Origin of the sequence: Corynebacterium sp. HMSC08F01, assembly GCF_001807545.1 — a bacterium.
GTDB lineage: Bacteria > Actinomycetota > Actinomycetes > Mycobacteriales > Mycobacteriaceae > Corynebacterium > Corynebacterium coyleae.
On record NZ_KV789264.1, the window covers coordinates 13,273 to 25,957 of the forward strand.

General features: G+C 64.1%; 11 protein-coding genes. 9 read left to right on the plus strand and 2 right to left on the minus strand.

Going from position 1 to position 12,685, the window contains the following annotated elements:
• Window positions 1-57: 57 nt before the first annotated feature.
• Window positions 58-759, plus strand: a complete 702-nt coding sequence (locus HMPREF3171_RS00300; protein ID WP_070482111.1) for an ATP-binding cassette domain-containing protein — start codon at window positions 58-60, stop codon at window positions 757-759.
• Window positions 756-2,171 (plus strand): ABC-2 family transporter permease, encoded by a 1,416-nt coding sequence (locus HMPREF3171_RS00305; protein WP_070482113.1) that lies wholly within the window; start codon window positions 756-758, stop codon window positions 2,169-2,171. The genes HMPREF3171_RS00300 and HMPREF3171_RS00305 overlap by 4 nt, the downstream gene beginning before the upstream one ends.
• Here the strand turns inward: HMPREF3171_RS00305 and HMPREF3171_RS00310 are convergent.
• On the minus strand, window positions 2,168-3,154 hold the full coding sequence (locus tag HMPREF3171_RS00310) for a hypothetical protein (RefSeq protein ID WP_070482115.1): 987 nt from the start codon (window positions 3,152-3,154) through the stop codon (window positions 2,168-2,170). The two genes, HMPREF3171_RS00305 and HMPREF3171_RS00310, sit on opposite strands and share 4 nt — an antisense overlap.
• Before the next feature lie 234 nt (window positions 3,155-3,388).
• On the opposite strand from HMPREF3171_RS00310, the gene HMPREF3171_RS00315 reads away from it, so the two are divergent.
• Window positions 3,389-4,843, plus strand: coding sequence for a PepSY-associated TM helix domain-containing protein (locus HMPREF3171_RS00315; RefSeq protein ID WP_070421748.1), 1,455 nt, complete (start codon window positions 3,389-3,391; stop codon window positions 4,841-4,843).
• 311 nt (window positions 4,844-5,154) lie between these two features.
• Here the strand turns inward: HMPREF3171_RS00315 and HMPREF3171_RS00320 are convergent, their stop codons facing one another.
• On the minus strand, window positions 5,155-6,087 hold the full coding sequence (locus HMPREF3171_RS00320; protein ID WP_070482117.1) for a 1,4-dihydroxy-2-naphthoyl-CoA synthase: 933 nt from the start codon (window positions 6,085-6,087) through the stop codon (window positions 5,155-5,157).
• 76 nt (window positions 6,088-6,163) lie between these two features.
• Here HMPREF3171_RS00320 and HMPREF3171_RS00325 point away from each other — a divergent pair, with 76 nt between their 5' ends.
• The 6 genes from HMPREF3171_RS00325 to HMPREF3171_RS00350 all read left to right on the plus strand — a co-directional run bounded on the left by HMPREF3171_RS00325 (window position 6,164) and on the right by HMPREF3171_RS00350 (window position 12,684).
• Window positions 6,164-7,339, plus strand: a complete 1,176-nt coding sequence (locus tag HMPREF3171_RS00325; protein WP_070421750.1) for an AAA family ATPase — start codon at window positions 6,164-6,166, stop codon at window positions 7,337-7,339.
• A gap of 53 nt (window positions 7,340-7,392) precedes the next feature.
• Window positions 7,393-8,355: an o-succinylbenzoate synthase gene (locus tag HMPREF3171_RS00330; RefSeq protein WP_070482119.1), complete on the plus strand. Its 963-nt coding sequence runs from the start codon at window positions 7,393-7,395 to the stop codon at window positions 8,353-8,355.
• Between the two features lie 62 nt (window positions 8,356-8,417).
• Entirely contained in the window at window positions 8,418-9,998 is a 1,581-nt protein-coding gene (locus HMPREF3171_RS00335; protein WP_070482122.1) for an SLC13 family permease, read from the plus strand.
• Window positions 9,999-10,062: 64 nt separating this feature from the next.
• The gene (locus HMPREF3171_RS00340; RefSeq protein ID WP_070421753.1) at window positions 10,063-10,590 is read left to right on the plus strand and encodes a hypothetical protein; all 528 of its coding nucleotides are present in this window, start codon (window positions 10,063-10,065) and stop codon (window positions 10,588-10,590) included.
• A gap of 4 nt (window positions 10,591-10,594) precedes the next feature.
• The gene (gene menD / locus HMPREF3171_RS00345) at window positions 10,595-12,235 is read left to right on the plus strand and encodes a 2-succinyl-5-enolpyruvyl-6-hydroxy-3-cyclohexene-1-carboxylic-acid synthase (RefSeq protein ID WP_070482124.1); all 1,641 of its coding nucleotides are present in this window, start codon (window positions 10,595-10,597) and stop codon (window positions 12,233-12,235) included.
• Window positions 12,235-12,684: a DUF3592 domain-containing protein gene (locus tag HMPREF3171_RS00350; protein WP_070452453.1), complete on the plus strand. Its 450-nt coding sequence runs from the start codon at window positions 12,235-12,237 to the stop codon at window positions 12,682-12,684. Before menD ends, HMPREF3171_RS00350 begins: the two co-directional genes overlap by 1 nt.
• Window position 12,685 lies beyond the last annotated feature (1 nt).

The following is a 12,685-nucleotide window of genomic DNA, read 5'->3' on the forward strand; positions in this document are numbered from 1 at the left end:
GCAGTGTGGTCCCGCCGGCCGATGTGGTCGCCTTGTTCGGCGACGACCATGAATGCCATGACTGATACCCAACTTGCTTGCCGCGGCGTGGTCGTGTCCTTCGGGGACCACCATGTACTTCGCGACGTGTCATTGACCACCACTCCGGGCCGAGTCCACGCTCTGCTCGGCCCCAACGGCGCAGGTAAATCGACCCTGATGTCGGTGCTACTCGGCCTGATCGAACCCGATGCCGGCGAGGTGACACTGATGGGGCAGCCGTTTGACCGTTCGGCGCTGCGCCACGTTGGTGCCTCCATCAACGACCCCGCCTTTTACAGCCACCTCAGCGCCCGTAACAACCTCCGCGTCCACACCACGCTCTTGGGACTTCCGGACAGCGAAGCCGACCGAGTCCTCGAACTGGTCGGTCTCCACAACGCGGGCAAGAAGAAAGCCGGCAGTTTCTCCACCGGCATGAAAGGCCGCCTTGCGCTCGCCCAAGCGCTGCTCGGCGAGCCAGAGGTGCTTATTCTCGACGAACCACAAAACGGCCTCGACCCCGAAGGCATCGCCCACCTGCGCGACTACCTCCGCGAATACGCGCGAGCTGGGCGCACCGTCCTGGTCAGTTCCCACCAACTCGGCGAAGTACTCCACATGGCCGACGACGCCACCTTGATCGCAGGCGGCGGCGTCCGCTTCGCAGGCGAGCTCGCCGAACTTGGCCCCAACCTAGAAGAGTCGTTCTTCCGGCTCACCTCCGGTGGTGACCGATGAACCTCCTACACGCCGAATGGATCCGTGCGCGCGGCTCCATGCTGTGGTGGCTCGCCGGAGCAGGCCTGCTGGTCGGCGTGCTGCTGACGTTGTTCGCCCTGGCCGGAAACGTCGAAACCGCGACGAACCTGCTCTACCCGCAAGGCCTGTTAGTCACCGGCATGGCTGCTCCCGCCGCCGCACTGTTCGCCGGTTTGGCCGAGACCCGCGAACGTGACGCCCGCGGCGGCGGCACATTGTGGCGGCCGGTTTCACCCATGCGCACCCGCGCCGCCCGCATCGTCGTGGTGTGGCTGGCGCTGGCCGTGTTCGTCGCGCTCGACTTTGTCGTGCCGTTTGCCGCCGGCCTCGTATTCAACCTGGACAACACGGCCTCGATCGCACTCGTCGGCCTATTTGTGTGGTTGGGCATGCTCGGCCCCGCGGGCCTCGCCGCCGCTGCCACGCGACGCATCGGGATCCTGCCAACCATCATCCTCGGCTTCGCATTCACCATCGGCCTCGGCTACTTCGCCGAGCGCGACTGGTGGTGGATAAACCCCGGCGCCTGGCCAACCCGGTTGGCGCTGCCGACCATGGGCCTGCACTTCAACCTGCTACCCCTCGACGCCACCGACCCGATGGCGGGGGAATCTCCCATTCCCGCCCTCACCCTCACACTGCTACTCGCAGCAATTGGCTTTGTAGTGGCCGCCCTCGTACCACCGCGCACCCGACCCATACTGCGCCGCCGCCGAGTCCACCACGTCACCGCACCGCTGGCCACTTCTCCGGCGACGCCGCGCCCCGAAACCACCGGATACGTGGCTGCGGTGAAGGGGGTTGCGATGGCGGCGAGGGTGTCGTCGATAAGCGTCTTGCTCCTGCTCACCGCCCTGGTGCTGCTGTTCTCGCTGGCATACCCGGTGGACGTGCGCGAGGCGCTGTTCGCCTACGCCATCCTGCCGGTTGGGGCCGGCGTGCTGCCCACCCTCGTGTGGCCGAAACTGCGTCCCGCCTGGGCGCTCATGCAGGTCGAACACCCACACGTCCGCGCCGCATTGGCCACTTGGTGCGTTGGAGTCGTCGCCCTCGTGTGCGCGTTCGGAGCGGCCGTGGTTGGCGACGCACGCTTCGGACTCCTCGCGTTCCTCGCAGGCAGCGTATTGGCCCTCACCGCACTTGCCATCACCGTCCGCTTCGGCGTGGCGTGGACGCTGGCCACGACGATCCTGGTCACGATCGTCTCCGCCACGATCGGCGGCGACGTCCTCGCACAGTCCGCACTATGGATCCTCGCCGTCCCCGCATGGCCAATCACCGCCACCGGTGCACGCGTGTGGATTGCGGCTGCGGTGGGGTTAGCGCTGCTGGCAGTCGTTGTCGCGGCGCTGATGCGGGTGCTGCGCGGCATGCGCCCAGTGCGACGCTAACCCGCCGGGGTCAGGCGTCCATCTGCCGTGTAGCGACCATCGGGGGAGTTGTAGAAGGCGTGGGCGTGGTTGTCGTCGATAAGCAAGTGCCACGTGCCGCCGTTATCGCAGGTGCCCTCGGTGATCGTCTCGCGGAAGCCATCCTCGGTTTTCGCGAGGTGGCCCGCGCAGCCAAGGTCCGGGTACGTCACCGCGATGCCGTCGGCGGTCGGCTCGAACCGGACGCGGAACTGCTCACCCTGCAGGTGCTCCACCTTGGGCACCTGCCCCATCGTGCCCTCCAACGGACCACGCAGTGTTGCGTTGCCGATCTTGTCCAGCGCCGCCGCGTCCGTCGTCGGGTGCCAGGTGATCCGTGTGACATCGCTGAGCGGATTGCCGACGACCGTCTCCTCCGGGCCCCACACCTTTTCCAGACGCTGACCCCGCAGTTCGAAGTGTGTCACGTGCATCTTGGGGCCGTCCGTTTCGTACTGGTCCAACCCCGGCTGGGTGCCGTTGGTGAACACTGTCGGGTAGGGCTCGTCCGAGTCGACGAGGTAGTCCTTCGTCCAGGTGAACTCGCCGTTCTGGGCCCGCAGCACGCGCACCGGCGATGGGTTGCCGTTGGCCGCGCCTACGTCTGGGGCTGCGTCTGGGGCTGCGCTGACGCCTGCGCGGAGCAGCAGTTCGGGTTCGAGATCGCCGTTGATGTCCAAAACGTCGTAGGTGAACGTGCCGTCGAGATCCGCGAGGTCCGCGAAGAAGCGCGCCGGGTCCGCGATCGCCGCGGCGTACAGGTCACGGATCGAAGCGGTCGGTGTCGCTGACGCCGTGGTCGCGTCGGTTGACGTTTCGTTGGCCGGTGCGCTAGTCGGTGCGCTGACCGTCTCGTGAGAAACGACCGTCGTTGTTTCCGGTGCAGGCGTTTGGGTTGGTTCGGTCTCCGTGCCGCAGGCAGCCAGCAGGAGAGTGGTGGCGAGGATCGGTACGTGACGTTTCATGGCACCACGCTACCGAAAGCCCAAAAGACGATATCGGGATTTGGCATTCTCGCCGGAGCACGACCTGGGGAAACGGCGTCGGCAAGGTGCTAAAACCCGATATCGTCTTTTGGGCTATCCGACAGATCAGGACAGGATCTGCCAGACGCTTTGGAAAATCGACATCTGTTGGGAACTGGCGGGCCAACGCATCCGACTAAAAATGCGTCCCTGTATCAACCGAAAGGTGTATGTGTGTCCAGTACTGTCCAACGGCGCAGCGGCCTGCCCGCGCTGACCAGAAGAATCCATTTTTACGCGGGCCTGTTCATTGCCCCGTTCATCTTTGTCGCCGCGCTAAGTGGCGCTCTCTACGCGGTCGCTCCGTCGCTCGAAAACGTCGTCTACAAAGACGTGCTGACCGTTCCCGCCTCCGACACCAACGCCCCGCTGGCCAGCCAAATCAGGGCCGCGCAGGACACACACCCGGACATGGATGTGGCGCAGGTGTGGCCGTCGTCGACACCCGATGAAGCAACGCGCGTTTTGCTTATCGACGAATCCCTCACCGAAACAAACCAACTCCGCAGCATCTTCGTCAACCCCCACACCGGTGACGTCATTGGCGACGAGCCAACCTACTCCGGCCTCGGCGAACTCCCGCTGCGCTACTGGATCTCGTCGCTACACAAGAGCCTCCACCTCGGCGAGGTCGGCGAGCTTTACGCAGAGGTGGCAGCCAGCTGGCTGTGGGTCGTCGCCCTGGGCGGCCTGTACCTGTGGTGGCGGATGGCCCGGAAGCGAGCCCTGGTTGGGTTGGAGAATGCGACGGGGCGTCGTCGTAAAGTGCTGAACTTGCACGGCGTAGCCGGAACCTGGCTGCTCGTGGCCATGCTGGGACTGTCCGCCACAGGCATCACCTGGTCCGTATTCGCCGGCGAAAACGTCGACCGCACAATCACCTGGTTGGGCGGCAAAGCAGAACCGATCGAAACCTCCCTGGTCGCCGACGCGGAAGCCGCCCCAGCCGACGAGCACGCCGACCACCACCCCGCCAGCGCACACGGAGCCGAAGGCCTGACCAAGGACGAGGTGGCCGACCAAGCCGCCACCGTCCTCGAAACCGCCCGCGCCGAAGGCCTCACCGGATCAGTGCGCCTCTTCGTCCCCAAGAACACCGACGAGGCGTGGCAGGCCAGCGAGCGCTGGGTGCCGTGGCGCACCACCTCCGACGCCGTGAGCGTGAACGGCCAAAACGGTGACCTTGTAGACAAGCTCCCATTCTCTGAACTGCCACTGTTCTCAAAACTGACCAGCTGGGGCATCTACCTGCACATGGGCATCATGTTCGGCCTGCCTCTGCAGATCCTGCTCGCTATCTGCGCGCTCGCGATCTGCGCCATGGTCGTGATGGGCTACATCCTCTGGTGGCGACGCCGCCCAACAAAGAACGCCATCGCCGGCGTCCCAGGTCAGGCTGATCTCACCGGCCGCGACTGGGCCATCCTCGCCGTCGTAGCGATCCCGGTCGGCCTGTTTCTGCCGCTACTCGGCCTTACCTTCGCCGCGATGCTTGTTGCCGATCGGTTGCTGGCCCGCCGCCGCACGGCATTTACGACGCCCGAAAAAGAACCTGTTCCCCTGGCTGCTGACGAGCGGGTCGGAGTCTCCGGAGACGAGGCTGAGCTTGGCTTAGTTGAGGTTGGCTGAGGCAAGCGTGGCGGCGCGTTCCTGACAGATCACGGCGGAATCTGTCAGTCGCCGGCATCGCGCCTGGTCAGAAATCGCCCCTGACAGATTCTGCAGAATCTGTCAGTGGAAGAGGGGGCCGGCGAAAATAGTTCCCGTGGTTGGGCCGGGATGTGGAACTTTCTTGCCTCCCAAGACAGCCGACCTGGGAGAACGCCGCCGCGGTGGAGCCAAAAACCCGAAATAGTTCCCGAGCGGGGAACTATTTTGGGTGGGGGCCGCAGGGCCGCCGGGCCGCCAGCCCGGCAAAGTACCGCCGTACCGCCAAACCCCTAGTAGTAGAAGGGGAAGTCGTCCCAGCGTGGCGGGCGTTTCTCCAAAAACGAGTCGCGGCCTTCGACGGCTTCGTCGGTCATGTAGGCCAGGCGGGTGGCTTCGCCGGCGAAGACTTGTTGGCCCATGAGGCCGTCGTCGACAAGGTTGAAGGCGAATTTGAGCATGCGCTGCGCGGTGGGGGACTTGCCGTTGATTTCGCGGGCGACCTGGATCGCCTCTTCTTCCAATGAAGCATGCGAGGCAACGATGTTGACCGCGCCCATGCGCTGCATCTCCTCGGCCGAGTAGGTGCGGCCGAGGAAGAAGATTTCGCGGGCGAACTTCTGGCCGACCATCTTGGCTAGGTAGGCGGAGCCGTAGCCGGCGTCGAAGGAGCCCACGTCCGCGTCGGTCTGCTTGAACCGGGCTTCCTCGCGCGACGCGATGGTCATGTCGCACACGACGTGGAGTGAGTGTCCGCCGCCGGCGGCCCAGCCGTTGACCACCGCGATGACCACCTTGGGCATGGTGCGGATCAGGCGCTGGACCTCCAAAATATGAAGACGTCCGCCCTCGGCCTTCACGCGCGCCTCATCGACGGTTTCGGCGGTTTCGCCGCCGGCGTACTGGTAGCCGGAGCGGCCGCGGATGCGTTGGTCGCCGCCGGAGCAGAACGCCCAGCCGCCGTCCTTCTGCGAAGGCCCGTTGCCGGTCAGCAGCACCACGCCTACCGACGGATCGCGCCGGGCGTGATCCAACGCGGTGTAGAGCTCGTCCACGGTGTGGGGGCGAAACGCGTTGCGCACCTCGGGGCGGTCGAATGCGATGCGCACGGTGCCGTCGGCACGCGTGTCGCCCACGTGGCGGTGGTAGGTGATGTCCGTGAAATCGAAGCCCTCGACCTCGCGCCACTGGCTGGGGTCGAAGGGCTGGGCGGTGGAGTACTGCATGGGGGTAATCGTACTCACGCGTCCGCTTTATACCTCTTTATAACTAGCCCAACCTATAAAGAGGTATAAAGAGGCTATGGTTCAGCGCAGTCCGTACACACCTGGCGTGGTGGCCTCCACCATTTATGGCAGAGACCAAGTTCTTAGGGAGGCGAAGCGCGAGCTTTTCTTTATGGCTCATGATCCTGGGCTGATGGGGCAGGTGAAGGTCTACGTGGGACCCCGCGGCATAGGAAAGACCAGCTTGCTTCGAGCAGTTGAAGCAGAAGCTAAGGCTGAAGGCTTTGAAACCGCCTGGATTACAGCGGGGGACCGGCCACTTTTCAATGCCCTTTTGGACAAAATCGGCGAGATTGCTCGCAGCTGGAAGGATGAGGCTGGAGAAAAGCTGCTCGGGCTGTTGTCGTCGCTGCGGGTTGAAGCGTTTGGTGTTTCGGTTGGAGGATCTCAACCAGTTGAAGGCCCGAGGCCAGATGCGTCGGGATATGGAGACCAAATGCAGCGCGCGCTTGTTGATGCAGCGGAAACGATCCGGGGCAGGGCTAGTGGAATGGTTGTTTGTATTGACGAGATTCAGTCGGCTGATGCAGATGGCCTGCGCTCGCTTGCGTACGCGTGGCAGCAGATGCAGGCAGAAAATGCTGAGCTCCCTCTCGCCATCTTTGCAGCTGGGCTCAGTCATAGTCAGGATGTGATTACCGATGCTGTGAGTTTTGCAGAGCGCTTTAGTTATGTGCATCTTGAATCTCTGGACCGAGAACACGCTGAGGAAGCATTAGTGCAACCGGCGAAGAAGAAGGGCGTGAATTGGTCTCCGGCCACGCTCCAGGAAGCTGTCCGTTTAGCAGGCGGCTACCCGTATTTCATTCAGGTTGTAGGCGATCTGGTGTGGCAAGCGGCCGATTTTCCGGACCCTGGCACTTTTATTGACCTAGCAAACCTCAAACATGTAGCGGATCGATTCCAAGAAACTCAGTTGACCATGTTCCGCTCCCGGTGGCACAAAGCTACCGACGTGGAGAGGGAATTCATTAGCGCAATGGCTGAGGATCTAGAGCCACAGGTGAAGCGAGGCGATATCGCCGAGAGAATGGGCCGACCTACAACCGGAATCAGCATGGTCCGTAGATCTTTGCTTGACAAGGGATTAATCGAGGAAAGTGGTTTCGGCTACTTGAGGTTCACTGTTCCGGGGTTCGCCGAATTCGTGAGAAACGAGCGGGGCGGGCAGGAGCGTGAGGCTCGTGGTTGACGTTTTATACCTCTTTATAACTACCCCAACCTATAAAGAGGTATAAAGCACCCATGACCCCATCCGTTGACGAGATCCTCGAGCGCGCCCACGTTGTCGCGCTGCCCATGGCTGTGAAGTTCCGCGGTATCACCACGCGTGAGGCCTTGCTTATCGACGGCCCCGCCGGCTGGGGCGAATTCTCCCCATTCATCGAATATGCACCCGAGGAGTCCGCCGCCTGGCTGCGCGCCGGGCTCGAGGCGGCGTTCACCGGCCTGCCCGAAGCCCACGGCACTGTGGAGGTCAACGGCACGATTCCCGCGGTCGAGGACGTCGAGCCTGTGCTCGCGCGCTACCCGGGGGTTAACACGTTCAAGATCAAGGTCGCTGAGCCTTCGCAGTCGCTTGACGACGACATCCGGCGCGTCACCGCCGTCCGTCGCCTCCGCCCCGACGCGCGTTTGCGTGTCGACGCCAACCGTGGCTGGACCGTCGACCAAGCCGTCGAAGCGGCGGAGAAGCTCGGCGAGTTGGAGTACATCGAGCAGCCGTGCGCCACGGTGGAGGAACTTGCGGAGGTGCGCCGTCGCGTCAGCACGCCGATTGCTGCGGACGAGTCGATTAGGCGTGCCGCCGACCCGTACCGCGTGGCTGAACTGAATGCGGCGGACGTGGCGGTGTGCAAGGTGGCTCCGCTTGGGGGAGTGGCCAACCTGGTCGCAATCGCGCGCGACCTGCACCTCGATGTCACGGTGGCGAGCGCTTTGGATACTGCCGTCGGCATGGATGCGGGGTTGATTGCGGCGAAGCTGACCGGGTCGCGCGCGGCGGGGCTGGCAACCCAGCGGCTGTTTGTGGAGGACGTCGCGGAACCCCGCGCCATGGTTGATGGCGAACTTGCCATCACTCGCACTACCCCCGATCCGGAACGCCTCCACGGGCTTCGCGCCCCAGGTGAGCGCAGGGATTGGTGGTTCGCCAGGGTCCGTGCGTGCATGGCTGTGCTGGAGCAGGATCCCTCTTTCCGGGTGTAATTGTCCGATTTCTTATCGCATTCGCGTGTGGGATCCGGGGGCAGTCGGCTAATCTTTCGCCCATGTCGACTCCCGTGATGCACGAATCTGCCTCGCTTTCAGAAGGCGACCTGGCAAAAGCGCCCGAACCTGGCGAGTGGCGCCGCCAACTTATCGGCCTGATCACCGGTGTGGTGCTGGCTGTTTTGGTGTATTTCTTGTTCCCTGCCAACGCTGCTGAGACGGTGTTGCAGTCCTCCGGTGCGAAGGAGGGGGTGGAGTACTCCGCGGACACGATGCGCATCGTCGCTGCCACCACTGTGTTGATGGGTGCGTGGTGGATGACGGAGGCCATCCCGCTGGCCGCCACCGCCTTGGTGCCGATTGCGGTGTTCCCGATCGCAGGTGTGGCTCCGTTTAAGGAAGTGTCCTCGCCGTACGCTTCGGCGACGATCTTCCTGTTTATGGGTGGCTTCCTCATGGCGCTGGGTCTGCAGCGTTGGAACCTGCACCGCCGTCTGGCTCTGGTGGTGGTCAAGATTGTCGGTACTTCGCCGAAGCGCATCATTTTGGGCTTTATGCTGGCCACTGGCTTTATGTCCATGTGGGTGTCTAACACTGCTACCGCTGTGGTCATGCTGCCGATTGGTACGTCGGTGCTCATGCTGACCGCGGACACGGTTGGTGGCATGAAGAACCAGAAGAAGTTCGCTACCGCGCTCATGCTTGCTATCGCGTACTCGGCTTCCATTGGCTCCCTGGCAACGCTGATCGGTACTCCGCCGAACGCGCTGCTGAAGGGCTACATGGAGGAGGCCCACGGCATCGTTATCGGTTTCGGTCAGTGGATGCTGGTCGGCCTGCCGGTCGCGGTTGTGTTCACCTTCATTGCTTGGTGGTTGCTGATCACGGTCTTCAAGCCGGAGGTAGACACGATTCCGGGCGGCAAGGAGCTGATCGACGATGAGATTAAGAAGCTCGGTGCCTGGACCTTCCCGCAGGTTGTTGTGGGTGTGATCTTCCTCGTCGCCGCGCTTGCCTGGATTTTCATCCCGCTGGGACGCAATCACTTCGGTTGGGATTTCCCGTACGACGACGCGATCGTCGGCATCATCGCTGGCTTGCTCATGTTCATCATCCCGGGTACCTCTGACGGCAAGCGTCTGTTGGACTGGAAGACGGCGAATGAGATGCCGTGGGACGTGCTGATGCTCTTCGGTGGCGGCCTGTCCCTGTCGGCGATGTTCACTGCAACCGGCCTGTCACTGTGGATCGGTGAGAAGGCGAAGGGCCTGGCGAGCCTGCCGATGTTCCTGCTCATCTTCGCCATCGCCGCGCTGGTGCTGCTGCTGACCGAGCTGACCTCCAACACCGCAACGGCTGCGACCTTCCTGCCGATCATGGGTGGTGTGGCCGTCGGCATTGGTCTGACCGAGGCGACCGAGATGAACGTGCTGCTGCTGGCTATCCCGGTTGCGTTGTCTGCAACCTGTGCATTCATGCTGCCGGTGGCAACTCCGCCGAATGCGATTGCTTACTCGTCCGGTTACGTCACCATGGGCGAGATGATCAAGGGTGGCGTGTGGCTCAACGCGATTGCGTTGGTGCTCATCTCCCTGGCTACGTACTTCATCGCAGTACCTGTGTTTGGGCTGGTGCTCTAGGAGCATTCTGCTTATCGACGACGCGCCCCGGCAGTTCTCCTGCCGGGGCGCTAGTCTATTTGCCATGGATAACGAGACGAGACAGTACGGCCGTCCAGGCGACGAGCCGCAGCGCCCGCGCCCGAGGCAGTACTTCCCGGACCAGTCCGAACAACAGGCCCAGTACGACGATCAGTACTACCAGCCGCAATACCAGCAGTACGAGCCCCCGTACGAGCCCCAGTATCAGGAGCCGTACCAGCCGGAGCCGCAGAAGGGCTCGAGTGCCGCGTCGATTGCGCTGGGTGTGTTCGCAGCGTTGGCGTTCATTGCAGCTGTGGTGCTGTTTTTCCTGTGGCAAGGGGCGGCAGCGGATGCCAAAAAGCAGCCGTTGACGGAGACGGTCACCCAGACGACCACCGCGACGGAGACCACGACTACGACGACGACGAAGTTCCCGTCGATCTTCCGCGACCGCGAGGAAGCAACCTCGATGTTGCCGCCGGAGCCGCTGCCGGATGATGTTGAGATCCCGCGCGATGTTCGGGACAGTGCCCGCGATATTCTCGACCAGATCCGCGACGGCGCGGACCAGTTTCTCCAGGAGCAATAGGTAGATGGCAACGGCTATGGAATTGGCTACGGCGGTGGCGGGGGTCGTCGCAAAGCATTGCACTGATGTGGTGATGAGCCCGGGTTCGCGCAACTCGCCGCTGGCGTACGCGCTGCTCGCGCGTCGCGACATCACGGTGCATATGCGTATCGACGAACGCTCCGCCGCCTTCACCGCACTCGGCCTCGCACGCGTGCAGCGCCGACACGTTGGCGTGGTGATGACCTCGGGCACGGCGGTGGCGAACGCGTACCCGGCGATGATCGAGGCGCATATGTCGCACACGCCGCTTGCCGTGATCAGCGCCGACCGCCCGGAGCGCCTCGTGGGCACCGGTGCCAGCCAGACCATTTGGCAGCAGGGCATCTTCGGCCGCTACGCCGAGACCCAACAGGTGGCGGACGAGGCGGCGGCGGAAGCGATCTCGTTCGACGCCGGCCAAGTACACATCAACGTTGCGCTGGACACCCCGCTCGTGCCGGACGCGCTGCCGGAGCCGGTGGGCGAGCCGCGCCGGGTCGGCCCGGGCGTCCTCGCACGCTCGGACGCCGGAGGAGGCGAGCGTGCCGGGGCGGTGGACAACGGTGCGGTAGACATCGACCTGACCCGCGACACGCTGGTCATCGCCGGTGACGAGGCCTGGGAAGTACCCGGCCTGGAACACGTGCCCACCATCGCTGAGCCGACGGCGCCGACCCCGTTCCACCAGGTCCACCCGTTGGCTGCGCGGTTCTTCGCGCAGTCGGAGGTGGCCATCTCCCACGACGGGGGTGACTTCGCCGCGTCCACCAAGCCGGAACAGGTCGTTGTGGTGGGGCACCCGACGCTGCACCGCGACGTCATGGCACTGTTGGCGGATCCGGACATCACGGTCATCGGCCTGTCGCGCACCGAGACGTTTACCGGCCAGCCGGACCTGCGCGGCTCGCGCGTCAACGCCACGGGCCAGCCGACGGATACCTGGATCAAGATCTGTGAGGCCGCCGGCGAGGTCGGCGCCGACACCGTGCGCCAAGCCCTTGCGGAAGAGCAGTTCGGCTTCACCGGCCTGCACGTCGCCGCCGCCGTGTGCGACACCCTGGCGGTGGGCGACACGATGGTGCTCGGCGCGTCGAACCCGGTGCGCGACGCATCCTTTGTTGGCATGCCGTTCGACGGCGTGGACACCTACGCCGCTCGCGGTGCCGCGGGTATCGATGGCACCGTCTCCCAAGCCGTCGGCGTCGCCCTTGCCACCCAGGCGCTTCGTGCGGACGAGATCCGCGCACCCCGTACCGTCGCGCTCGTGGGGGACTTGACGTTCCTGCACGACATCAACGGCCTGCTCATCGGTCCCGACGAGCCGCGCCCCGGCAACCTGACCATCGTCGTGGCCAACGACGACGGCGGCGGCATTTTTGAGACCCTCGAGCCCGCCGCTGAGCCGGTGCGCGACGTGTTTGAGCGGGCGTTTGGGACGCCGCATGGGGTGGTCGTCGAGAAGCAAGCGCTCGCGTACGGGGCGAACTACCGCCGCGCCGAATCGCTTGCGGAACTGCACCAAGTGCTGCTTGAACTCGAGGCCCAGCCCGACGGCATCACAATTGTGGAGGCCGTGACCACCCGCGAAACCCGCCGCGCGCTCGCGCAGCGACTGGCCAAGTAATGCGCTGGCGCAGACGCGCACACCAAGCCGTCATGGCGCTCTACGGATGCGCCGTGCTCGGCTGTGTTGCCATGGTCGCAGGGCCCGCGCTTCACGACGCCCAGATCCACGCCAACCCCGGCCGCGGCGTAGCCACCGTCACCGACCAAACCCGACTCCGCACCTACGTGGAGTACGAAACCGAAGACGGCCGGCTCGTCTCGCCGAGGGACGGGGTGCTCTATCCCACCGGGCTCGGCCCCGGCCAGCAGGTGTGGGTGACCTACGCCAAGAACAACACCGAGCTGGTCAAGGTGGAAGGCCGCGGGTGGGCGCTCTCGCTCATCCCCGCCCTGTCGGTGCTGGCCGTGGCGACGATTATCGCCGCCCTGGCCTGGCTCGCCGTAGGAAAAATTCACGTCCGGTTCAGCCGGAATTCGACCGAAGTTTCACGTCAACTGGGAGAGTAAA

Excerpts from the sequence above, each read along its gene's own strand:
- HMPREF3171_RS00300 (WP_070482111.1), top strand. The coding sequence starts at position 58 with ATGACTGATACCCAACTTGCTTGCCGCGGCGTGGTCGTGTCCTTCGGG.
- HMPREF3171_RS00305 (WP_070482113.1), top strand. The coding sequence starts at position 756 with ATGAACCTCCTACACGCCGAATGGATCCGTGCGCGCGGCTCCATGCTG.
- HMPREF3171_RS00310 (WP_070482115.1), bottom strand. The coding sequence starts at position 3,154 with ATGAAACGTCACGTACCGATCCTCGCCACCACTCTCCTGCTGGCTGCC.
- HMPREF3171_RS00320 (WP_070482117.1), bottom strand. The coding sequence starts at position 6,087 with ATGCAGTACTCCACCGCCCAGCCCTTCGACCCCAGCCAGTGGCGCGAG.
- HMPREF3171_RS00325 (WP_070421750.1), top strand. The coding sequence starts at position 6,164 with ATGGTTCAGCGCAGTCCGTACACACCTGGCGTGGTGGCCTCCACCATT.
- HMPREF3171_RS00330 (WP_070482119.1), top strand. The coding sequence starts at position 7,393 with ATGACCCCATCCGTTGACGAGATCCTCGAGCGCGCCCACGTTGTCGCG.
- HMPREF3171_RS00335 (WP_070482122.1), top strand. The coding sequence starts at position 8,418 with ATGTCGACTCCCGTGATGCACGAATCTGCCTCGCTTTCAGAAGGCGAC.
- HMPREF3171_RS00340 (WP_070421753.1), top strand. The coding sequence starts at position 10,063 with ATGGATAACGAGACGAGACAGTACGGCCGTCCAGGCGACGAGCCGCAG.
- menD (WP_070482124.1), top strand. The coding sequence starts at position 10,595 with ATGGCAACGGCTATGGAATTGGCTACGGCGGTGGCGGGGGTCGTCGCA.
- HMPREF3171_RS00350 (WP_070452453.1), top strand. The coding sequence starts at position 12,235 with ATGCGCTGGCGCAGACGCGCACACCAAGCCGTCATGGCGCTCTACGGA.